Source organism: Providencia sp. PROV255 (genome assembly GCF_028478065.1).
Classification (GTDB): domain Bacteria; phylum Pseudomonadota; class Gammaproteobacteria; order Enterobacterales; family Enterobacteriaceae; genus Providencia; species Providencia rettgeri.
The window spans coordinates 123,321-144,969 of record NZ_JAMPMI010000010.1; the positions used below are offsets into that span (position 1 = coordinate 123,321).

At 40.3% G+C, this 21,649-nt stretch carries 22 protein-coding genes; 5 read left to right on the top strand and 17 right to left on the bottom strand.

The annotated features are described in order from the left end of the window. Positions 1 to 63 precede the first annotated feature (63 nt). Together caiD and caiE are read left to right on the top strand one after the other, a co-directional pair. A complete protein-coding gene (gene caiD / locus PR725_RS12100; protein WP_115166640.1) occupies positions 64 to 849 on the top strand; it encodes a crotonobetainyl-CoA hydratase in 786 nt (261 codons plus the stop codon). Positions 850 to 872: 23 nt separating this feature from the next. Next, positions 873 to 1,466, top strand: coding sequence for a carnitine operon protein CaiE (gene caiE / locus PR725_RS12105; RefSeq protein ID WP_109911885.1), 594 nt, complete (start codon positions 873 to 875; stop codon positions 1,464 to 1,466). Between the two features lie 78 nt (positions 1,467 to 1,544). On the opposite strand, the gene caiF is transcribed toward caiE, so the two are convergent. From caiF to xseB, 4 genes are all read right to left on the bottom strand, one after another. Further along, complete coding sequence (gene caiF / locus PR725_RS12110; RefSeq protein ID WP_004914580.1) at positions 1,545 to 1,937, bottom strand: carnitine metabolism transcriptional regulator CaiF; 393 nt, start codon at positions 1,935 to 1,937, stop codon at positions 1,545 to 1,547. 595 nt (positions 1,938 to 2,532) lie between these two features. Then, entirely contained in the window at positions 2,533 to 4,398 is a 1,866-nt protein-coding gene (gene dxs, locus PR725_RS12115; protein ID WP_004914577.1) for a 1-deoxy-D-xylulose-5-phosphate synthase, read from the bottom strand. Positions 4,399 to 4,647: 249 nt separating this feature from the next. Further along, entirely contained in the window at positions 4,648 to 5,565 is a 918-nt protein-coding gene (gene ispA / locus PR725_RS12120) for a (2E,6E)-farnesyl diphosphate synthase (protein ID WP_004914574.1), read from the bottom strand. A gap of 3 nt (positions 5,566 to 5,568) precedes the next feature. Further along, positions 5,569 to 5,820, bottom strand: a complete 252-nt coding sequence (xseB, locus tag PR725_RS12125; protein WP_004914571.1) for an exodeoxyribonuclease VII small subunit — start codon at positions 5,818 to 5,820, stop codon at positions 5,569 to 5,571. A gap of 220 nt (positions 5,821 to 6,040) precedes the next feature. Between xseB and thiI the strand changes: the two genes are divergently transcribed. Next, a complete protein-coding gene (thiI, locus tag PR725_RS12130) occupies positions 6,041 to 7,492 on the top strand; it encodes a tRNA uracil 4-sulfurtransferase ThiI (protein ID WP_004914568.1) in 1,452 nt (483 codons plus the stop codon). A gap of 68 nt (positions 7,493 to 7,560) precedes the next feature. On the opposite strand, the gene PR725_RS12135 is transcribed toward thiI, so the two are convergent. The 4 genes from PR725_RS12135 to panE all read right to left on the bottom strand — a co-directional run bounded on the left by PR725_RS12135 (position 7,561) and on the right by panE (position 9,952). Beyond that, on the bottom strand, positions 7,561 to 7,704 hold the full coding sequence (locus tag PR725_RS12135; protein WP_004914564.1) for a Hok/Gef family protein: 144 nt from the start codon (positions 7,702 to 7,704) through the stop codon (positions 7,561 to 7,563). A 369-nt stretch (positions 7,705 to 8,073) separates the two neighbouring features. Further along, positions 8,074 to 8,217, bottom strand: a complete 144-nt coding sequence (locus tag PR725_RS12140; RefSeq protein WP_004905468.1) for a Hok/Gef family protein — start codon at positions 8,215 to 8,217, stop codon at positions 8,074 to 8,076. 267 nt (positions 8,218 to 8,484) lie between these two features. Beyond that, the gene (yajL, locus tag PR725_RS12145) at positions 8,485 to 9,078 is read right to left on the bottom strand and encodes a protein deglycase YajL (protein ID WP_004914556.1); all 594 of its coding nucleotides are present in this window, start codon (positions 9,076 to 9,078) and stop codon (positions 8,485 to 8,487) included. Then, positions 9,041 to 9,952 carry a 2-dehydropantoate 2-reductase gene (gene panE / locus PR725_RS12150; RefSeq protein ID WP_109911887.1) on the bottom strand — a complete coding sequence of 304 codons (912 nt, stop codon included), beginning with the start codon at positions 9,950 to 9,952 and terminating at the stop codon, positions 9,041 to 9,043. Before panE ends, yajL begins: the two co-directional genes overlap by 38 nt. A 187-nt stretch (positions 9,953 to 10,139) precedes the next feature. On the opposite strand from panE, the gene PR725_RS12155 reads away from it, so the two are divergent. Continuing rightward, positions 10,140 to 10,631, top strand: coding sequence for a YajQ family cyclic di-GMP-binding protein (locus PR725_RS12155; RefSeq protein WP_109911888.1), 492 nt, complete (start codon positions 10,140 to 10,142; stop codon positions 10,629 to 10,631). A 46-nt stretch (positions 10,632 to 10,677) separates the two neighbouring features. Here PR725_RS12155 and PR725_RS12160 read toward each other — a convergent pair whose 3' ends face one another. The 9 genes from PR725_RS12160 to PR725_RS12200 form a co-directional block, all read right to left on the bottom strand. Continuing rightward, positions 10,678 to 12,039 carry an MFS transporter gene (locus tag PR725_RS12160; RefSeq protein ID WP_117162855.1) on the bottom strand — a complete coding sequence of 454 codons (1,362 nt, stop codon included), beginning with the start codon at positions 12,037 to 12,039 and terminating at the stop codon, positions 10,678 to 10,680. A gap of 312 nt (positions 12,040 to 12,351) precedes the next feature. Then, positions 12,352 to 13,239 carry a heme o synthase gene (cyoE, locus tag PR725_RS12165; RefSeq protein ID WP_004914545.1) on the bottom strand — a complete coding sequence of 296 codons (888 nt, stop codon included), beginning with the start codon at positions 13,237 to 13,239 and terminating at the stop codon, positions 12,352 to 12,354. 12 nt (positions 13,240 to 13,251) lie between these two features. After that, positions 13,252 to 13,584, bottom strand: coding sequence for a cytochrome o ubiquinol oxidase subunit IV (locus PR725_RS12170; protein ID WP_004905459.1), 333 nt, complete (start codon positions 13,582 to 13,584; stop codon positions 13,252 to 13,254). Then, on the bottom strand, positions 13,585 to 14,199 hold the full coding sequence (locus PR725_RS12175; protein WP_042846920.1) for a cytochrome o ubiquinol oxidase subunit III: 615 nt from the start codon (positions 14,197 to 14,199) through the stop codon (positions 13,585 to 13,587). After that, positions 14,189 to 16,180, bottom strand: a complete 1,992-nt coding sequence (cyoB, locus tag PR725_RS12180) for a cytochrome o ubiquinol oxidase subunit I (RefSeq protein WP_004914540.1) — start codon at positions 16,178 to 16,180, stop codon at positions 14,189 to 14,191. Before cyoB ends, PR725_RS12175 begins: the two co-directional genes overlap by 11 nt. Before the next feature lie 4 nt (positions 16,181 to 16,184). After that, on the bottom strand, positions 16,185 to 17,156 hold the full coding sequence (gene cyoA, locus PR725_RS12185) for a cytochrome o ubiquinol oxidase subunit II (RefSeq protein ID WP_042851662.1): 972 nt from the start codon (positions 17,154 to 17,156) through the stop codon (positions 16,185 to 16,187). A gap of 426 nt (positions 17,157 to 17,582) precedes the next feature. Beyond that, entirely contained in the window at positions 17,583 to 18,353 is a 771-nt protein-coding gene (locus tag PR725_RS12190; protein ID WP_004914534.1) for a nucleoside-specific channel-forming Tsx family protein, read from the bottom strand. 272 nt (positions 18,354 to 18,625) lie between these two features. Next, the gene (gene ampG / locus PR725_RS12195) at positions 18,626 to 20,128 is read right to left on the bottom strand and encodes a muropeptide MFS transporter AmpG (RefSeq protein ID WP_004914530.1); all 1,503 of its coding nucleotides are present in this window, start codon (positions 20,126 to 20,128) and stop codon (positions 18,626 to 18,628) included. A 130-nt stretch (positions 20,129 to 20,258) separates the two neighbouring features. Beyond that, on the bottom strand, positions 20,259 to 20,840 hold the full coding sequence (locus PR725_RS12200) for a YajG family lipoprotein (RefSeq protein WP_004914528.1): 582 nt from the start codon (positions 20,838 to 20,840) through the stop codon (positions 20,259 to 20,261). A gap of 256 nt (positions 20,841 to 21,096) precedes the next feature. Here PR725_RS12200 and bolA point away from each other — a divergent pair, with 256 nt between their 5' ends. After that, entirely contained in the window at positions 21,097 to 21,435 is a 339-nt protein-coding gene (gene bolA, locus PR725_RS12205; protein WP_004914525.1) for a transcriptional regulator BolA, read from the top strand. The last annotated feature ends 214 nt before the right edge of the window (positions 21,436 to 21,649 follow it).

Sequence of the window (21,649 nt, forward strand, 5' to 3'; positions counted from 1 at the left end):
TACATTTCGGGCTGCATACCTGCAACCTGAAGCGTCACTGCACGACGAAGAAAGGATTATATTATGAGCGAATCATTAAAAATTACCCGAAATGGCGCTATTTTAGAAATCATACTCGATAGACCTAAAGCTAATGCAATAGATGCAAAAACCAGTTTCAAAATGGGGGAGGTTTTCCTTAATTTTCGCGATGATCCTTCGTTGCGTGTTGCAATTATCACAGGGGCAGGAGAGCGATTTTTCTCTGCAGGCTGGGACTTAAAATCGGCGGCAGAAGGTGAGGCCCCTGATGCTGACTTTGGCCCAGGTGGCTTTGCCGGTTTGACTGAAATTTTTAATTTAAACAAACCTGTTATTGCGGCGGTGAATGGATATGCATTTGGTGGCGGTTTTGAACTGGCTTTAGCGGCAGATATGATAATTTGTTCTGAAAATGCCAGTTTTGCATTACCTGAGGCTCAGCTCGGTATTGTTCCAGATAGCGGGGGGGTTTTACGTTTACCTAAAATTTTACCTGCGCCAATCGTGAATGAAATGGTTATGACTGGCAGAAGAATGGATGCACAAGAAGCTTTACGTTGGGGAATAGCTAACGATGTAGTGCCTATTGAGAGTCTGATGGATAAAGCCCGTGAACTTGCAGAACAAGTTACGCAAAGTGCGCCATTAGCAGTTGCTGCTCTAAAAGAAATTTTCCGCGCGACAGGAGAGCTTACTGTCGAAGAGGGCTATAAATTAATGCGCAGTGGTGTACTGACTCATTATCCTGCGGTTCTTCATTCCGAAGATGCCACAGAGGGGCCATTGGCTTTCTCTGAGAAACGTTCTCCAAACTGGAAAGGTCGCTAATTAATCTAGCAGTGAGGTGAATTTTGAGTTTTTACGCTTTTGAAGGTGTTATCCCGGTTGTTCATCCTACTGCATATGTTCACCCATCAGCGGTAGTGATTGGTGATGTGATTATTGGTGAAGGGGTTTTCGTTGGGCCGAATGCCTCTTTACGTGGGGATTATGGTCGCTTGATCATAGAAAAAGGGGCAAATATTCAGGACTGCTGCATTATGCATGGCTATAGTGATGTCGAAACCATTGTCCATGAATGTGGGCATATAGGCCACGGAGCTATTTTACATGGATGCATTATTGGCCGTGATGCTTTGGTCGGAATGAACAGTGTCGTTATGGATGGCGCAGTGATTGGTGAGGAAAGTATTGTTGCTGCGATGAGTTTTGTTAAGGCCGGTTTTCAAGGCGAAAATCGTCAGATGTTGGTCGGAAGTCCTGCGCGCTTTTTACGCTCAGTGACTGATGAAGAACTGCATTGGAAACGGTTAAATACGAAAGAATATCAAGACTTAGCAGGCCGATATCATCAACAATTACAGGAAACCCAACCGCTGACAGAGCTTGAAGTTAATCGACCCAAATTATTTGGTACAACAGATGTAAAACCTAAGGGCCAGTGATTCACTAAAAGGCCGTAAAATAAAAAACGCAGATGGTGAAGTCTGCGTTTTTTATTGGTATAAAACTGAAAAATAAGTTTAACGACGTTGTGCTTTTGATAGCATCCATTGCCATTTTTGCTCTCGATTTAATTCACTTGGTGGCATAGAGGCCGCTTTCATTGGGGAATCGATAGTGACTTTTTCAGTTTGATGGCTTCTTAAACGAGCATAAAGCTGGTTATCAATTTTCTTAACTTTAATAAGCCGCTGACATTGGCAGCCTCGTCCCGATAATTTATTTGGGATCATTTTTACTTCACACTGAATTTCAGCAACATCAGATAAAATATAAGAAACAATATTGACAGCATTAGGATGCGGAATATCAAAGTGATTAGATATTTCTCTAGCTGTAGTCCAATGGCCTTGTTTCATTACCCAGTTTGCGATAGATAAATACAAGGGTTCATTAATATATTGTCCACACATAAGCGCTCCCAAATCTATTTATTAAAATTGGCTAAATAAAAAGAAACTATATGCAAATTGTAGTTGGAATAGCGTTTATTTGTTTCCTGGTTTGTTAATTAAGAAAACAAAATAATTAATTATTAACTTCTGGTTAAAATTGTTAAAATAATATATTCGTTTTTAATGTTAATTATCATTATTTTAATATAAAAACTTATATTTCATAATGATAGGTGTCGAATATAATTCACAGCCTAAATTACGCCGTCATACAGTGACAAGCTTCATATTAATGGATTTCAAAATGATTTGCATGCCTTTATTGTGAAAATTTACATTCAAGACAAAAGTTTTGTTTATATTCAGATTCTAGGTAAATAACTGAATATCGTTGTAGATAAACTGATTATATTTGGTTTTATATTTGATTATAATGATCTTGAAATATAATAAAAATGTGACATGGGTGATTTTTTTAATTGAATATTAGCGAGTAAGCAATTACAAAGAGTTAAATAATTTTCTAATATATTAAGAAAGAGAATAAGAGTGATTGGCTTTGTGATTGAATAGGGCATTGCGTGTTGATGCAATGCCCTCCTAGAGATAAAAATTATTTGGCTAAGTAGTTATTAATAGAATTAACAATACCTGTGGAATCTAAGCCCAGTTCAGCAATAAGTTCTTCTTGGGTACCTTGAGAAATAAAATAGTCAGGTAAGCCAAGGTTTAAGGTTGGAATGATTTTTTTCTCATGCATTAAGAATTCATTCACACCGCTACCTGCTCCACCCATGATGGCATTCTCTTCGAGAGTGACAAGTACATCATGAGTATTGGCCATTTCAAGGATAAGCGCTTCGTCTAAAGGCTTCACAAAGCGCATATCAACAACAGTTGCATTAAGTTGCTCAGCAGCGACCAATGCGTGGCTTAATAAGGTACCAAAGCATAAGATAGCGACTTTTTCACCTTTGCGGCGAACAATACCCTTACCAATAGGCAGCGGTGATAGCGGCTGTAACTCAGCGCCTGTTCCTGTGCCTCGAGGGTAACGCACCGCACATGGACCATCTTGATAATGGTAGCCAGTATGTAGCATTTGGCGGCACTCATTTTCATCACTTGGAGCCATAATAACCATGGTTGGTATACAGCGCAGGAATGAAATATCAAAAGAACCTTGGTGAGTTTGCCCATCAGCCCCCACAATACCGGCTCGGTCGATCGCAAACATGACAGGCACCTTTTGGATAGCCACATCATGAATGACTTGGTCGTAACCACGTTGCAAGAAAGTCGAATAGATAGCAACGATAGGCTTATAGCCACCAATAGCAAGGCCAGCGGCAAAGGTGACTGCATGTTGCTCGGCAATCGCGACATCGAAGTATTGATCAGGGAATTCTTTAGAAAACCGAACCATACCAGAGCCTTCACGCATCGCTGGCGTGATAGCCATCAACTTGCCATCATCTTTAGCCTCTTCACACAGCCAATCACCAAAAATTTTAGAGAATGTCGGCCCGGTCTCTTTGCTTTTGGGCAAAGTGAATGTACTTGGGTCAAATTTAGGAACTGCATGCCAGCTAATTGGGTCTTTTTCTGCCGGCTCATAACCGCGACCTTTCTTGGTCATGATATGTAAAAACTGCGGTCCTTTTAAGTCACGCATATTTTTTAACGTTTGAACTAAGGCAACAACATCATGACCGTCAACGGGGCCAATATAGTTAAAACCTAATTCTTCAAACATGGTCCCCGGTACGACCATGCCTTTAATGTGTTCTTCTGTCTTTTTCAATAATTCTTTGATAGGTGGCATGTTAGAAAAAACTTTTTTCCCACCTTCACGTAATGTTGTATAGAGCTTTCCAGAAAGTAAGTGAGCTAAGTGATTGTTTAGTGCGCCAACATTTTCTGAAATAGACATTTCGTTATCGTTTAAGATAACCAACATGTCAGGTGCGGCATCCCCTGCATGATTCATTGCTTCAAATGCCATTCCAGCGGTGATGGCGCCATCACCAATCACACAAACTGTTTTACGGTTTTGTTGCTCTTTTTCTGCAGCAATGGCCATACCTAAACCGGCACTAATGGATGTTGAGGAATGGCCAACGCTTAAAATGTCATATTCACTTTCTTCGCGCCATGGAAAGGGATGTAGACCATTTTTTTGACGGATGGTATCAATACGGTCACGGCGACCCGTTAATATCTTATGTGGGTAGGCTTGGTGGCCGACATCCCAAACAAGATTATCAAATGGAGTTTTATAGACATAATGTAATGCGACGGTGAGTTCAACAGCACCGAGGCCAGAAGCAAAGTGACCGCTAGAGCGACCCACGCTACTCAGCAAGAATTGTCTGAGTTCATCACAAAGCTTAGGCAAACTTTCTTTAGGCAACAGACGAAGCTCATCTGGTGTCTCTGCCAAGGCTAGCGTGGGATATTTAGCGATATCAATACTCATTAGTTGCTCACTTATAATTAATAAAAAACCCAACTTACTTAGCCACAGTAAAATGACTATTCTCAGTATTTAGCAGCATAAAGCTTCTATCTGCTGTTGGGTTGCCTTCGTTTATCGTCTGCCTATAACTCGAGTGATTAAGAAGTAATCCATCTATTTTTTTGGTTATAGGAATGATTCGAAGATGCATTAGGGTAATAAATTGCCGTAATTATCGATCTTCTTGTAGCCAAAAGGCAAAGCATATTGTCAGCTTTTACGTTCAATAATGAAATTAGCTAAAGCGCTTAACATTTCTATATTATATCCATGGGACTGGAGAGTCTCTAAAGCGTCTACCGCATCATGATATAGCTCACGTGCTTTTTTCTGAGCAACTTCAAGCCCTAATAGCGATGGATAGGTACTTTTTTCATGTTCGGCATCCGTTCCTTGGCGTTTACCTGTGACTTCGCTATCACCGATAACATCAAGGATATCGTCCTGTACTTGAAAGGCAAGACCGATGGATTGTGCATATTTGTCTAAAACAGGCAGTAATTTTTGACCTTTTTCACCAGCAGCAAAAGCACCAAGACGGATTGCTGCACGAATTAATGCCCCTGTTTTATGTTGATGAATGCGCTCAAGAGATTCAAGGTCAACTTGCTTTCCTTCTGCATCTAAATCAAGAGCTTGCCCGCCGCACATTCCCGCTAAGCCACTTGCGTATGATAACTCTGCAATCATCGCTATGCGGTCTTTGTCTGTCACATCCGGCATTGGTGCAGATGACAGTAATTGGAATGCCAATGTTTGTAATGCATCTCCAGCAAGCACTGCATTGCCTTCACCATACTTAATGTGGCAAGTCGGTTGGCCACGGCGCAAATCATCATCATCCATTGCAGGTAAATCATCATGGATTAATGAATAAGCATGAATACATTCGACTGCAGCAGCTGGAGCGTCAAGGTTTTCTTGGCTAACACCAAACATAGAACCGACGGCATAAGTTAAAAATGGGCGTAAGCGCTTTCCACCCAATAATGTGCCATAGCGCATCGCTTGAGCAAGTGGGAGGTCTGCAAACGGCAGCGCATTTAAGGCATCTAATAGATATTGATTGACTCTGTCGTAGGCTTGCTTTTGTTGCTGCGTAAAGCTATCTAAATGTTGTTCAGACATAATTTATTCTGTATCAGGTGAAAAATCGGCTAGAGGTTTATTTTCGTCATCGCTTAGCAAAATTTGTACACGTTGCTCTGCTTGCTGTAATACTTTTTGACCTTGTTTAGCAATTTGAACACCACGTTCAAACTCATTAAGGGCATCTTCTAAGGGAAGTTCACCAGATTCTAGGCGAGCGACGATCTGCTCTAGCTCTTGAAGCGAGTTTTCAAAACTAACAGTCGGAACTTGCTGAGTTTTTTCTTTAGCCATAGTCTTTAGCCACTAATGTGAAATCAGTTAATTCGAGGGATTTTAAATATTCAGCAGACTAACGCAGTCTTGCTACGGTTACAATTTATTATTGGGGTTTTTAGATTCAACCCGCAAGATAGTGTTATAATACGCCTCTTTATTGACAATTGGTAACGTGTCATGTGTCTCTGTTAAGGCACATTCGTTTGCCCCCAACCACCATGAACATGCAGCTATTATGAAGTTTATCATTAAGTTATTCCCAGAAATTACCATTAAAAGCCAAACTGTTAGGCTACGTTTTATTAAAATTTTGACCAGTAATATCCGTAACGTGCTTAAACCGCTTGGCGAAGAGATTTCGGTTGTCCGTAATTGGGATAACATTGAAGTGCGTGTGAAGGGAGAAACAAAACACGACGAAATTTGTGACATGCTAGGGCGCATTCCAGGTATTCACCATATTCTCGAAGTGGAAGAAAAACCATTTACCAGTCTACATCATATTTACGAAATGACACACGAAGCCTATGGTGAATCATTAGAAAATAAAACATTCTGTGTGCGGGTAAAACGTCGTGGTAAACATGAATTTTCATCTATCGACGCTGAACGGTATATCGGTGGTGGGTTAAATCAACACATTGCCTCTGCAAAAGTTAAGCTTAAAGACCCTGATACCACGATTCACTTAGAAATCGAAGATGATAAACTTATTTTAGTTAAAGCACGTATTGAAGGTATCGGTGGTTTCCCTATTGGGACTCAAGAAGATGTGTTATCACTCATTTCTGGTGGTTTTGATTCAGGTGTGTCTAGCTATATGTTGATGCGCCGTGGTTGTCGTGTTCACTACTGTTTCTTTAATTTAGGCGGCGCAGCTCATGAAATTGGTGTGAAGCAAATCGCACATTATCTGTGGAACCGTTTTGGTAGCTCCCATAAAGTCCGTTTTATTGCTGTAAATTTTGAGCCTGTTGTCGCTGAAATTTTAGAAAAAGTTGATGATGGCCAAATGGGGGTTGTGCTCAAACGTATGATGGTAAGAGCTGCATCTAAAGTTGCAGAGCGTTATGGCGTGCAGGCGATTGTCACGGGTGAAGCACTTGGTCAAGTTTCCAGCCAAACCCTAACAAACTTACGTTTGATTGATAATGCGTCTGATACCTTAATATTAAGGCCATTAATTTCCCATGATAAAGAACACATTATCAAACTAGCTCGCCAAATTGGCACTGAAGATTTCGCAAAAACCATGCCCGAATATTGCGGTGTGATTTCAAAAAGCCCAACCGTTAAAGCGGTGAAAGCGCGTATTGAAGCAGAAGAAGCCAATTTTGATTTTGGTATTTTAGAGTCTGTTGTTGAGCAAGCGCAAAATATTGATATTCGACAAATTGCACAAGAAAGCCTTGAAAAAGTTCCTGAAATTGAAATGGTGAGTGAGCTTTCAATTGAAAATGAAGTGATTTTAGATATTCGTTCAATTGATGAATTTGAAGACAAGCCACTGAATGTCGATGGAATGGAGGTTAAGCATATTCCATTCTATAAGTTGAGCACGCAATTTGGTGACTTACCAAAAGATAAAACCTATTTATTATATTGTGACCGTGGGGTAATGAGCCGCTTGCAAGCGCTATACTTAAAAGAGCAAGGTTATGAAAATATAAAGGTTTATCGCCCATAGCTTAAAACAGGGTGCTTGTATCACCAATTCACAATCAGAGAGAAATGTGGGGAATTTCCCCCACAAGACTAGTTATCGCAAGATAACGTAGCTTGAACCAGCGTGCTTCCGCTACTGATACTGAAAGAGCACAGCCTTTCTTGCATCAATAACGAAAAACACAACACCGTAAGACACACGGTAACTAGCCCTAGAAGGGCAATTTTGGCCATTCCTCTTGACTCCTTTTCTAAAAGGAGACAGAATCCAGTTGTGTGAGTTGGAGACTGCCTCGGATTAAGATTAACATCTAAATTCGGGGCTTTCGTCTTTTTGGCTCTGGCAAATGCTTGAACCAAACTGATCCAAGCACCCGCGACAATCATAGCAAAAAATGGCGATAAACAAATCTAATTACAGCTAAATCTCGATAATAAATTGTTTAAATTCATGTAATTAAGATATTTTGATAATCATTGGTATTAATATGATTGTTGATTTAGCTGAGATAGCAATGAAAAAGCGTGTAGAAGAATAACAGGGTGCTTGTACCACCAAATCATCACTAAAGAGAAATGTGGGGGAAAGTTTCCCCCACAAGACTAGTTATCGCAAGATAACGTAGCTTGAACCAGTGTGTTTCCGCTACTGATACTGAAAGAGCACAGCCTTTCTTGCATCAATAACGAAAAACACAACACCGTAAGGCACACGGTAACTAGCCCCAGAAGGGCAATTTTGGCCATTCCTCTTGACTCCTTTTCTAAAAGGAGACAGAATCAAATTGTTGAGATTTGGAAACTGCCTCGGATTAAGATTAACATCTAAATTCGGGGCTTTCGTCTTTTTGGCTCTCACAAATGCTTGAACTAAAATGATCCAAGCACCCGCGACAATCATAGCAAAAAATGGTGATAAACAAAGGTTTTTTGTTGAGGGTTTTTATTTTAATCCTTTATTATTCAAACGATTAAATGATTTTAATCATTCGTTGTTAATAGCGGATTTTTCCGTTAATCCTCTAAATAATCATTAATACCATTAGGTAAAACTAATTGGGCTGCAACTTGGCCTGCAATTTCGCGCCCGACCAATAACTCAATCAATTTTAAGGCAAAATCAAAGGACGTTGCGGGCCCTTGACTTGTTAATAAATTAACGCGTTCATCAAAGTAGACTCGGCGATCGACCCATTTATGGGCTGGAATTTTATCTTTCATTGATGGAAAACCAGTCATATTACCTAGCGGAAACAATTGGTGATATTCAAGTACAAGCGCTGGCGCCGCACAAATAGCCGCCACAATTTTACCATCAAGATGCATTCGGCGAACTTTTTCCACAACCAGTGGGCTATCACGAAATGTTTCCGCTCCAGTCATACCACCAGGCAGTACAATGGCATCAAAAGGTTCATCAGCAACTTTAATCAATGGGGTATCGGCACTAATTTTTAGCCCTCGTGAAGCGGTAATGGTTAAAGAACCATCTTCCGTCACGCTCGCTAAAGTCACATCAATACCTGCTCTAACTAATAAATCAGCAGTAATGGTAAATTCAATTTCTTCACTACCATGAGCGATGCAGATTAGAACGGATGTCGTCATATTGTTGTTCTCTATTTTTGACTAAATGGTAAAGGCGATCGTTTTCAGGTGTACTGATCCCATGAGCTCGTGCTTGTTTGATTAAAAAGCCAGTGATGTAATCAATCTCTGTACGGCGATTGTTTCGTATATCTTGTAACATAGAAGAATAGTTATCAGCGGTATTATTAATAATGCCGTAAATATACTCTGTTAGCTCTGCTTTATCCGTATGCAGCCCTTCTGCCGCCATAACATGACATATTTCATCAATGATCCGAGATATTTGTGCAGAATGTTGGATTAATTCACCATTTTTACAGTCATGTTCTACTGTTAGTGGGTTAATGACACAGTTTACAATCAATTTACGCCAGCAAGTGGTTAAAATATTATTATGCCAAGCCACATCAGGTAAGGCTTCATGCAAGATATCTGCTATTGGGTAGTATGCTTGTGCTTGGGAATTGATAGCGCCAATATGTGTGATCCCATTTGCGACATGAAATACTTGGTTATTTTCTTGCCAAGCCGCATGGGTTGTGACGCCCGCTAAGATAGGATGGCGTAAAGGCGTCAGCTCTTCAACCGTTCCCATGCCATTATGCAGTAATAAAATAGGCGTATTTTCTGGGATAGTATTAATCAAAGGTAATAAAGCATCAGAAACTTGCCATGCTTTTAAACAGACAATGATTAATTCACTGGTTTGTAAGTGGTTAATATTATTAGAAGGAATCAGTTCTCGGAAAGTACGTCCATCAGGTTCATTAACATCGACGAATAAATCAGACTGTGCAACACGTAGCCAACCTTGTATGTCATGCCCTTGTATTGCAAGTGAAGCAAGCCACAGTTTACCTATCGCACCACAACCAATTAGAGTTATTTTCATTGTTTCCCCTTTGAATATGGGACTTTAACGTCTTATAAGGTAAGGCGGAAGTGATTTATCACCAGTATAACCTTTTACCATACGAAGTTGTAGTTAACGAAATATCATAGGCTCCGATAACTTGAAGTAATGTGAGTAAAAACGTTATCATGCGCACAATCTAAAAATTATCAGCGAGGTTCTAGCTATGCCATCATTTGACATTGTATCTGAAGTGGAAATGAATGAAGTACGTAATGCGGTGGAGAATGCGCAGCGTGAGTTAACCAGCCGTTGGGATTTTAAAAATGTTGAAGCCAGTTTTGAGCTCAATGACAAAAATGAATCAGTTAAAATCACTAGTGAATCGGATTTCCAGGTACTTCAGTTAGTTGATATTTTAAGAGAAAAAATGGCAAAACGTGGTATTGATGGTGCGGTATTGAATGTGCCTGAAGATATCATTCATAGTGGAAAAACCTATAGCGTTGAAGTTACGTTCAAACAAGGTATTGATGCTGCAATTGCCAAAAAAATCGTTAAATTAATTAAAGACAGTAAATTGAAAGTCCAAGCACAAGTTCAAGGTGACCAAGTGCGTGTGACAGGCAAAGCCCGTGATGATTTACAATCGGTTATGGCATTAGTACGTGGCGGGAACTTAGGCCAACCTTTTCAGTTTAATAACTTCCGCGACTAGTTATTTTTCAAGTATTCGTTTAAAGCCCGCGCTAGCGGGCTAATTTTTACTGATTTATTAATGCTTCAAGTTGTTCTCGATTGATGATTTTTCTATCAACTTTAACATAAGCACTATATTCTTCGTCAACGACGAGTGCTTCCATCACCCCTTTCTGGGCTTGTAATTTCTTCTCAAGAGCCCTTGTATCTCCAATATGATTGGGTAATTCAATACGAATACTGCTGACATACGGAGGTTGCTGCATAGTTAAGCTAATGATAAACCAGATAATGGTTAATATTAGTCCGCCAATAAAAACCGTATTAGCACCTTCAAAGCTGTACAACCACCCACCGACAATACCGCCAATGGCAACACCTAAAAACTGGCTGGTGGAGTATACGCCCATGGCAGTTCCTTTATAGCCAGCAGGTGCCTCTTTGCTTATGAGTGACGGTAAAATGGCTTCCATAATATTGAAAGCAATAAAAAATAGTTGGATACCTAAGAAAATCACCCATAAGTGATTACCAGAAAACCATAAGGTAATTTCAGCCAATGCCAAAACGACAATACAAAATAAGAAGACCTGCTTCATTTTGCGGTATTTTTCCGCATAAATTATGAAAGGAAGTACGGTAACAAAGGCGATTAACATCGTGACTAAATAGGCTTTCCAATGGTCTTTCGCTAAAAAACCAGAATCAGTCATAATAAGAGGTAGAGCCACAAAACTGGACATCAGTAGGGTATGTAAGCTGAGGATACCTATATTTAATTTGAGTAGCTGAGGGTGCATTAAAACCGTTTTTAAATTACTTTGCACAAATGCAGACTCACGGTTTAGAACATGAGTATTGGTACTAGGAACAATAAAAACAGTCACTGCAATAGCACCAGCTGCAAGTAGTGCAATTCCCCAAAATAGGCCACTTAACCCCACCACGTTGGTGAGTATTGGGCCAAGAACTAGGGCAATGGCAAAAGTTAAACCGAAACTAATACCCAAAAATGCCATGGCTTTAGTCCGATTTTGCTCTCGAGTTAGGTCAGAGAGTAGCGCCATAACAGCAGCAGAAATTGCTCCGGCGCCTTGTAAAGCACGCCCAATAATAATTCCCCAAATAGAATCGCTTAATGCTGCAACGATACTTCCGATAATAAAAATGACTAACCCAATAATAATTAAAGGCTTTCTTCCGATTTTGTCTGACATCAAACCAAAAGGGATTTGGAAAATAGCTTGGCTAAGACCGTAGATACCAATAGCGACACCTACTAAGAACTCGTTAGCTCCCTGTAAATGCATCCCATAGCTGGTCAAAATAGGTAATACCATAAACATTCCAAGCATTCGCAAGGAGAAAACAGAGCCTAATCCCCAAGTGGATCTAAGCTCTGCGGATGTCATTTTGTTATCATTCATTTTTATTCTTCATATTTCGTGCTGTAGCGGTGTTGGCTTCTCTCTGCTACTTAGGTCACATATTAGTAAATACAACAACTTGAACAAATATGCAGTACGTTGTGGTGTTATATTTTTAGTATCAATCTATTAGAATTTTAATAGTGCATTTAATATCTAGCTTATCAATGGTAAGCGGCTATTTAACCATAAAATAGATTCATAAGGATAGGCAGAATAAGTAAAAGTGAGTTGTAAAAGCAGTTAGAGACAAATAAAAACGGCGGGGAAGGCCCGCCGTTTAGACATTGTTATCATCAGTAAACAGATAAGTTATCTGACGAGAGCTATAACAGTATCGCTTGAGACTATAGGATCAACTGACATCATTACACTCAATGAAGTAATTGCTACGATTGAGAAGATGAATAGTTTTCTTGCCCAGACTCGGTCGTCATTTTCGGTTTTGAAACCCGAAATTGCCATACCTAGCCACCATAAGCTGACTGCTGCACCTACGATGAGGTACTTATAGCCCGCGTATCCGCTGATAGCTAACATTAATGTTGCGACCATAAACGCTAGGATATACAGGAAAATGTGCGTCTTCGCGACGGAAATTCCTTTAATAACCGGTAACACAGGAATGTTTGCGGCTTTGTAATCCTTAAAACGGAAGATAGCAATGGCATAAGAATGAGGCATCTGCCACAAACTGAATATCAATAACAGGATAAGAGCACCCATATCGAATTCATTTGTAACAGCGCAGTAACCGATAACCGGTGGTGCTGCGCCTGAAAGGCTGCCAATCAGCGTGCCATAAACGGATTTACGTTTCATATATAGGCTATAAACACCTACATAAACAATGAAACCGATAACTGCAAGCAGCATTGCCAGCGCATTGGCTGCTACAAGTAGCAGCACCATACCAGCAATACCCAATGCAGCAGCGTAAATCAGGCTAACTTTCGGATCAATCAACCCTTTAACTAAAGGGCGATTCTTCGTTCTCTCCATGATACGGTCGATATCACGGTCGATGTAGTTGTTAAAAACACAACCAGAAGCCACGACCAGTGATACACCCAGCAAAGTCGCAACGAACAGTGGGTAATCAATTGACCCTTTTGAAGCCAATAAAAAACCACCGATCACAGAAATCAAGTTTCCGAATATAATTCCTGGTTTGGTCACTTGCAGGTATTGCTTAAACATATCGGCAACTCTTTAGTCGAGCATCATATTGATGTTCAGGTTGTACATAATCCACAGCGAGCCGATGACCACGATACCAACAATTAGCATCGTGAACAGGAAGGCAACTAAATTCCAGCGCTCATCTGATGATGTATTCATATGTAAAAAACAAACCAAATGAACTAGAATTTGCACAACAGCCATACCTACTACAGTCCAAAGGATTGCTGAGGTTGACGCTGTACCTTCCATCACCATCCAGAAAGGAATCACTGTCAGGATAACTGATAGAATAAAGCCAATTAGGTATGTTTTAACGCTACCGTGGCTTGCTCCAGTGTGAGCATCTTTTGCATGACTCATTTAAATAGCCCCCAGAAGATAAACAACGGTAAATACACAAATCCAAACAACGTCTAAGAAGTGCCAGAACAAACTTAGGCAGTTTAAACGTGTTTTATTGACATCAGTTAAGCCACGGCGAGTCACTTGAATCATCATAATGATAATCCAAATCAGACCTGCTGTTACGTGTAGACCGTGTGTTGCAACAAGTGCAAAGAAGCCAGATAAGAAACCGCTACGGTCAGGGCCAAAGCCTTCTGCGATCAGTTCATGGAACTCATAGACTTCCATGATCACGAAGCCAAGGCCTAACAGGAACGTTGCAAACAGCCATAAGTTAACGGCAGCAATCTTACCTTTATGCATCGCGATCATTGCGAAGCCGTAAGTAATACTACTCACTAACAGTAAGAAGGTTTCGCCTAATACGAACTTCAGACTGAAGATATCTTTACCAGCTGGTCCGCCGGCAGTTCCATCGGCCAAAACAACATAGGTAGCAAATAAACAAGCAAACAGAATCAAGTCGCTCATAATATAGAGCCAGAAACCGAATACTTTTGTTCCACCTGCATCGTGGTGCCCATGCTCAGCATGGGCGATATTTTGGTTAGTCATTGTATTAGTTGACATCGTTCACACCTGCCTTACGCAATTCTTCAAAGTGCTTATTCTCGATTTCTTCGATTTCAGCCACAGGTACGTAGTAATCAACATCTTCGTCGAAGCTTTTTGCAATCCAAGTTACGATCATTCCACCGAAACCAATGATTGCGAGCCACCAGATGTGCCAGATCATTGCGAAACCTAAAACCAAGCTAAATGCAGCGATAATAACGCCAGCGCCTGTATTTTTCGGCATATGAATTTCTTCATATGAAGCCGGTTTCTTGTGAGCAAGGCCTTTTTCTTTTAGATCCCACCACGCATCACGAGTTTGAACGTGAGGTTCAATCGCAAAGTTATAGAATGGTGGTGGAGAAGATGTCGCCCACTCAAGTGTACGTCCACCCCATGGGTCACCGGTTAAATCACGGTTTTCATGACGGTCACGGATACTCACGATGATTTGGATAACTTGGCATGCAATACCGATTGCGATTAACGCAGCACCACCCGCAGCAACAACTAGCATTGTGTGGTAAGTCGGGTCAATATTCTGACTTAAACGACGGGTCATACCCATAAAGCCAAGAATATACAGTGGCATAAAGGCCATGAAGAAACCGATGATCCAGAACCAGAAGGCACGAACACCCCATTTCTCATTTAGCGTGAAGCCATATGCTTTCGGGAACCAGTAAGTCATACCCGCGAAGCATCCGAATACAACACCACCAATAATAACGTTATGGAAGTGAGCAATCAGGAATAAACTGTTATGCAGAACGAAGTTTGCACCTGGAACAGCAAGCAGAACACCCGTCATACCACCGACAGAGAAGGTGATGATGAAACCGATAGTCCACAGCATAGGTGATTTAAATTCGATACGACCTTGGTACATGGTAAACAACCAGTTGAAAATCTTAACCCCTGTAGGGATTGCGATAATCATTGTGGCGATACCAAAGAAGGCGTTAACGTTCGCTCCTGAACCCATCGTAAAGAAGTGGTGCAACCAAACGATGAAGGACATAACGGTAATCACGATTGTCGCCCAAACTAATGAGGTATAACCGAATAAACGTTTTTTCGAGAAGGTTGCTGCAACTTCAGAGAATACACCGAACACAGGCAGAACAAGGATATACACCTCAGGGTGACCCCATGCCCAAATCAGGTTGATGTACATCATCATGTTGCCGCCCATATCATTAGTGAAGAAATGGGTGCCTAAATAACGGTCTAACGTCAGAAGCGTTAATGTAACAGTTAAGATAGGGAAAGCAGCAACAATCAATACGTTAGTACATAACGCAGCCCAGCTGAATACAGGCATTTTCATCATCGACATACCCGGCGTACGCATACGGATAATAGTCGCGATGAAGTTAACCCCTGTTAATAGTGTACCAATCCCGGATATCTGGAGACTCCAGAGCCAGTAATCGACCCCGACCCCAGGGTTGTACTCCAAGCCTGATAACGGCGGATAAGCCAACCAACCAGTCTGTGCGAATTCACCTACCCCTAGAGAGATGTTGATTAATACAACACCAACAACAAAGAACCAGAAGCTCAATGAGTTAAGGAATGGGAACGCCACATCTCGTGCACCAATTTGCAGAGGCACAACTAAGTTCATCAGACCAACAACGAATGGAGTTGCCATGAAGAAAATCATGATAACGCCGTGCGCGGTAAAGATTTGGTCATAGTGATGAGGATTTAAGAAACCCTCTTGGCCAGCAGAAGCTAGAACTTGCTGCCCACGCATCATGATTGCATCAGCGAAGCCACGGAATAACATGACCATCGCCACAATGATGTACATGACACCAATTTTCTTATGGTCAACAGAGGTTAACCATTCTTTCCACAGCCATTTCCACTTACCGAAGTAGGAGATCACACCGACTAAGCCAAGCCCACCAAGGACAATAGCAATCAGTGTAACAACGATAATCGGCTCATGGAGCGGAACTGCATCTAGTGTTAATTTTCCGAACATGCCCTTATTCCTCAGCGCCTGCTGCATGAGCACTGTGGCTCATTTGCATTGAATTGCCTGTAGCATCGTTATGGTCAGTCATTGAATGACTTTGATTTTCTACAGGAGCGTGACCTTTATGGTGCTCATGACCAAACTTCAGAACGATATCTTCATAAAGTTTAGGCTTCACGCTAGAGAAGTAGGTAACAGGAACGTTCATGCTTGGCTTAGCGACTTCGTCGAATGCCTGCATGGTGTCCATTGTTTTAGGAGAAGCTTTTACCTTTTGTACCCACTCATCAAAACCTTGACGATCTGGAGTTGCAATAGCATTAAACTTCATATCAGAGAAACCGTGGCCACTGTAGCTTGCAGAGAAGCCTTTATAAGTACCTGGTTCGTTAGCGATTAAGTGAAGCTTTGTTTGCATACCCGCCATCGCGTAGATTTGGCCACCTAAAGATGGAATGAAGAAGGAGTTCATCACCGAATCTGACGTGATTTTGAAGTTAACTGGCACACCTGTAGGGAATGCGATTTCATTAACTGTTGCAATTCCTTGCTCTGGATAAATGAATATCCATTTCCAGTCAGCGGAAATAACTTCAATAGTGACAGGTTCCTGATCACTCACTAATGGCTGATACGGGTCCAGCTCATGTGTCGTCTTCCAAGTGATAGCACCCAGAATAATGATAATGATGATAGGAACAGTCCAGCAGACTAACTCAATTTTATTCGAGTGAGCCCAGTTAGGACGGTAAGTAGCTGACGTGTTGGATTCACGGTATTTTCTTGCGAAGATAATCGTCATGAAAATAACAGGAATAACAACAAGTAGCATTAAGCCAATTGCAATAAGAATTAGCTCTTTTTGTTTAACGCCAACGGCGCCTTTTGGATCCATCAACACCATATCGCAACCACCTAATAGTAAGGTAGCTACAACGAGTGAGATTGCTCCAATGCTTTTTTTGTAGTTCATAAGTCTCATCCACGACCCCAAATGACAAAGATTCTAATTGTCGTTTCATCAGTGCGGGCATTTTACGGTAAGGTTATGCGAGTGTAAATGATTGTAAGGCAAAGAAACGGAATTGTTAGCTCTTTATGTTAATATGATCACATGTAAAGAGCTTATAAAGAAAACGTTAAAATTGATGAGGTTTATAAGTATGCATTGATAAAACTCAATTAATAGTAAATTATCTTAGTAATTTTTCAAAGAAAAATATATACAAAAGAAATGAAAAAACAGTGAAACTGATATAAATGATTAGCAATATGCTAAGGGAAGTTACAGTTTTTATTGCCGATAAAGCTATTTTGGTTGCTTTATCGGCTAAATCATAAAAAAAATTCTTATTTTACTGATAAAAAAAAGAAAACTATTAACTCTGATACAATTCTCTATCGAGCGCTAAAAGGTATACTTTAATGTATAAATGATTGCATCTTGGTAGAAAGTATCGCCTAATTTATTATCAGCATAGCGGTATTGTACCCCAGCAGAAACATGGTTTGTGGCATTCCACCAAAAAGCGAGAGCGCCATTTATGCCATTACTCTTGCCTCCGTTATAGCGTTTGTTCCTAGCAAACTCCATTTCATGCCAGTTCGTTATCATGAAATTTTCGTCAAATACGCTGAAATTATAGCCGGCTACCCAACCCGCGACATATCCATTATTACCTGAATAGAATGTCTGGTCGGTGTAATTAAGGGCAATAAAAGGTTTAAACCATAAGTCACCGAATGCCGTGTTATAGCCAATACCATATAAAGTGTTCACATCATGGAAATTACCACCATATTTGGCACCAGGTAATGACCAAGTACCATAAACATGGCCATATAGGTTGAAACCAGTGTCACCTAAATAAAAGCGGCCTGTTGTTTTAATGGTATAACGTTTATTTCGTCCTGAATCGGTGTGTTGGCTGTGGAATGGGTTTTCGAGATCAAAAAAACCATATAACTCCCCCCAATTAAAATTGGCACCTCCTTCAAGTTCAATATAGGCAAAGTCTTTTTTACGTGTCGTATTTTCTGTTTTATTTTCAGTACGATGTGACCAATCTAAATAGTTTACATTGACATCAGCAAAGCCATTTTTATAGCCAATAATATCGTCAGAATATGCCGTACCTGCTAGAGAAATTAAGGTGGCAATGTAAATGATTTTTTTCATATATAGATTATTTTCACTTATAGATTAATGGGGTTTAGTAAAGCGTTAGTTATTAACATTTTAGCTAACCAATTTATAACTTGTGATATATTAGACTTGAAAGTTGCAATTAAGAAATATTTTACACGTATGAAGTGATCGCAATCACGATATTTTGACATTATCGCTTTGTTTTGTTATTTGGATCTAATTTATAGGTAAAGATCAAATTACCTAAATAAATAAACTTTATTTAGGTAATCGTTGGGTTAATGAGAAAAGTATAGAAAGGGTTATTGTTGTACTGTCTTGCGAACGGCGAGGTAGTCTAAACTACCACCAATAACTAGGCTGATAGCACCAATACTAATGCCAGTATTAAAAATAAGATTTTGGTAGTGAGGTAAACTCAGCCAAAATTCAATTTGTGTAGTAAATAGATAAACTTTCATACCACTAAATGAAAATACAAGTAATGAAAGTAACCAAATAGCAAGGAAGCTAACGGCAGTAATAAGTGCATATACGGCAATGCGATAGCCTTTTGCATACAGCTGGCGCCGCTGAAATAACCCTGTTGCTTGTGTGTATATTAGGGATGTCCGGCAAGCTAATAAAAGCAAAACACCCGGAACCGCAACTGCGATTGAAATAAGGTAGAATAGTGGCCAGCCATAATTACTGACGAAAATACTCGCAACTGGGCCAATATAAACACGGCCTACAGCCGAAAGAGCGGAAAGAAGTGCAAATTGCGTTGCGGATAACGATTTATTACATAGTGTCATTAATAGGGCGACAAAAGCAGCGGTTCCCATACCAGAAAAGATATTTTCTAGAAATATAATCGACCCCATGGTTAGGATATGAGGTGGTGTTATCGCTAAGAACCAATAGCCTATATTAGAGCCACCTTGTAGAAGCCCAAAAATAAACAGAGCTTTAAATAAGCTCATGTTTTTCATTAAGTAACCACCAAGTAACGCCCCAATAATGGTTGCGGCCATACCGACAGTTTTATTGACGGTACCCACTTCACTTAAACTAAAACCAAGGGCATTTAATAGAAAATTGGTGTTGAGCGCCATCACAAAGGCGTCACCAAGTTTGTAAAAAACTAACAGTAGTAAGATTAGCCAAGCATTGTTCCGGCTAAAGAATTCAGCGAGTGGTTCGTAAATCGCTTTTTTTAGTGACGTTGGCGCAGCACAACTCTCTTCGGGTTCTTTCGCAAGTAATGTAGCAATAACACCGATAATCATTAGCCCTGCCATGACTAAATAAAGTTGTTTCCACGTTAAAAACTTATCCGCTAACCAAAGTGCAAGGCCGCCTGAGACTAACATACTGATCCGGTAACCCATAACTGAGGTTGCAGCGCCAATTCCACGTTCTTCTGCACTCAGCAAGTCGGTTTTATAAGCATCAAAAACAATGTCTTGCGAGGCTGAACAAAATGCAACAGTGACCGCCAGTGCAGCAAGGTACCACAAATGTTCTGACGGATTCATAAAGCCCATAGCGGCAATGCTGATAATCAACAGAATTTGAGTGGTTAATAGCCATCCTCTTCGACGACCAAGAAAGGGTGGGGTATAGCGGTCCATCATTGGAGACCAAAGAAATTTCAACACATAAGCCTGTCCGACTAATGAAAAGAAACCAATGGTTTTTATATCGACATTTTCAACAGTTAGCCAAGCTTGTAATGTACCTGCAGTTAAAGCTAAAGGTAGACCAGAAACAAAGCCTAAAAGGATTAAAGTGATGTTATTTGGTAGAGTAAAACGAGGCATTATTTCCCTCTAAGCCAGTGTGATATTGCTGCAATACATTGCGCTGCAGAGGTATTGGCTGCGCTATGCTACCCAAGCTCAATCAATGAGAGCTTAGGTAGCTTAATACTTAATGATAATGATTGCTCAATTAATAGCGTGAATTTTGTCTGATAAAATCGGTGATTTCTTGGTCTGTTGCCATATCTGCAATTAAATCAGTTAATGCGCTATTGATAGCCGTTTCTATCTTGGCATTATTGGCAGCCAATAATTCTTGTGTATTAAAATTACGGGTAAATGAACGTGTTTTTGTCGAGCCATTTGGCGCTGTTGCAATAATACTGACACTGGAGTTTACAGTAATATTATGGCGCAGGCTGCCTTCACTTACTTTGGTATCGAGTTTATTCAATTGAACGACTAAATTCACATTTGCCGGTGATGTCACCATAAACCCACGTGCAGCCATTTGCTTTTCGACGGCTTCTTGCATCAGATAACGAGGATCGCGTGAAGGGTTCAGTACAACTAAACTACCATTACGATTAACTTCTGCTAAGGATTTATTCGTACGGTTATCGACACTGCTGACACTAATTGAAGTTGCATTCAGTGTAGGGTTTTTCGCAGGTAAAGCTATCTTAGGCTCTAGTGATAATGTATTGCTGCTGGTTGCACAGCCCGCAAGAAGAAATAACCCTAAAAGTGGAAAACACAGTTTTCTTAACATAATTTTTTCCAGTTCATCTTTCCTAATTGAAAATGTTTCGTTATGGTGCGGGTATCCGTCGTTCAATATAAAGCTTAGCGGCTTATTTATCCTGAACTATTAGACAACAATTTTTGAAAAAATTCGCATCAATGTGCCGCTATCATAACATTGGTAAGTTATTATCGGATATTTCTATAATAAGAAGATAGCAATAATCAACGCGTACAATAAAAATAATTGCCTCTGGGCATAATTTTTAATTAAGGAACATTTTATGGTCGCTAATGCAGCTCAAAGTATGCAATCTCTCGTGAACCAAAAGTTACACGTTGCTTTTGAACCTACACATTTGGAGGTCATTAATGAAAGCCACCAACACAATGTGTTACCGGGGTCTGAAAGCCATTTCAAAGTTATTTTAGTGAGTGATAAATTTGAAAATAAACGAATGCTTGCCCGTCACCGCGAAATTTATGCTATTTTAGCGGACGAATTATCGGGAGGGATCCATGCCCTTGCTTTGCATACATATACTCAACAAGAGTGGAATGAGCTTGCTGACACTGCGTTAAAATCACCAGCTTGTCGTGGTGTTGGCGGTGTTAATCGGTAGTTTTTCATTTCAGTTAATACACTGAGACTATGCTTTACATAATCAGCCATGCTCAATGATGAGCTTGGTGAATGTTTTTTCTTCACTTTAGGTGAAAAAACAAAAAATTTAGTCAGAAAAGTCACAAATAATGAGGAAAAAACGCTTCTTTTCTCAGCTTTTCTCGACTCAGGGCGCATGCATCGGTATAATGCTGCGTCTAATTTTCAGTAAG

What these genes read in the sequence shown, in the direction of transcription:
- dxs (WP_004914577.1), bottom strand. Translation starts at nt 4,398, where the DNA reads ATGAGTATTGATATCGCTAAATATCCCACGCTAGCCTTGGCAGAGACA.
- PR725_RS12160 (WP_117162855.1), bottom strand. Translation starts at nt 12,039, where the DNA reads ATGAATGATAACAAAATGACATCCGCAGAGCTTAGATCCACTTGGGGA.
- bolA (WP_004914525.1), top strand. Translation starts at nt 21,097, where the DNA reads ATGGTCGCTAATGCAGCTCAAAGTATGCAATCTCTCGTGAACCAAAAG.
- PR725_RS12200 (WP_004914528.1), bottom strand. Translation starts at nt 20,840, where the DNA reads ATGTTAAGAAAACTGTGTTTTCCACTTTTAGGGTTATTTCTTCTTGCG.
- PR725_RS12140 (WP_004905468.1), bottom strand. Translation starts at nt 8,217, where the DNA reads ATGGCCAAAATTGCCCTTCTGGGGCTAGTTACCGTGTGCCTTACGGTG.
- ispA (WP_004914574.1), bottom strand. Translation starts at nt 5,565, where the DNA reads ATGTCTGAACAACATTTAGATAGCTTTACGCAGCAACAAAAGCAAGCC.
- PR725_RS12170 (WP_004905459.1), bottom strand. Translation starts at nt 13,584, where the DNA reads ATGAGTCATGCAAAAGATGCTCACACTGGAGCAAGCCACGGTAGCGTT.
- panE (WP_109911887.1), bottom strand. Translation starts at nt 9,952, where the DNA reads ATGAAAATAACTCTAATTGGTTGTGGTGCGATAGGTAAACTGTGGCTT.
- PR725_RS12155 (WP_109911888.1), top strand. Translation starts at nt 10,140, where the DNA reads ATGCCATCATTTGACATTGTATCTGAAGTGGAAATGAATGAAGTACGT.
- caiF (WP_004914580.1), bottom strand. Translation starts at nt 1,937, where the DNA reads ATGTGTGGACAATATATTAATGAACCCTTGTATTTATCTATCGCAAAC.
- thiI (WP_004914568.1), top strand. Translation starts at nt 6,041, where the DNA reads ATGAAGTTTATCATTAAGTTATTCCCAGAAATTACCATTAAAAGCCAA.
- caiD (WP_115166640.1), top strand. Translation starts at nt 64, where the DNA reads ATGAGCGAATCATTAAAAATTACCCGAAATGGCGCTATTTTAGAAATC.
- PR725_RS12190 (WP_004914534.1), bottom strand. Translation starts at nt 18,353, where the DNA reads ATGAAAAAAATCATTTACATTGCCACCTTAATTTCTCTAGCAGGTACG.
- PR725_RS12175 (WP_042846920.1), bottom strand. Translation starts at nt 14,199, where the DNA reads ATGTCAACTAATACAATGACTAACCAAAATATCGCCCATGCTGAGCAT.
- cyoB (WP_004914540.1), bottom strand. Translation starts at nt 16,180, where the DNA reads ATGTTCGGAAAATTAACACTAGATGCAGTTCCGCTCCATGAGCCGATT.
- PR725_RS12135 (WP_004914564.1), bottom strand. Translation starts at nt 7,704, where the DNA reads ATGGCCAAAATTGCCCTTCTAGGGCTAGTTACCGTGTGTCTTACGGTG.
- cyoA (WP_042851662.1), bottom strand. Translation starts at nt 17,156, where the DNA reads ATGAGACTTATGAACTACAAAAAAAGCATTGGAGCAATCTCACTCGTT.
- cyoE (WP_004914545.1), bottom strand. Translation starts at nt 13,239, where the DNA reads ATGTTTAAGCAATACCTGCAAGTGACCAAACCAGGAATTATATTCGGA.
- xseB (WP_004914571.1), bottom strand. Translation starts at nt 5,820, where the DNA reads ATGGCTAAAGAAAAAACTCAGCAAGTTCCGACTGTTAGTTTTGAAAAC.
- ampG (WP_004914530.1), bottom strand. Translation starts at nt 20,128, where the DNA reads ATGCCTCGTTTTACTCTACCAAATAACATCACTTTAATCCTTTTAGGC.
- yajL (WP_004914556.1), bottom strand. Translation starts at nt 9,078, where the DNA reads ATGACGACATCCGTTCTAATCTGCATCGCTCATGGTAGTGAAGAAATT.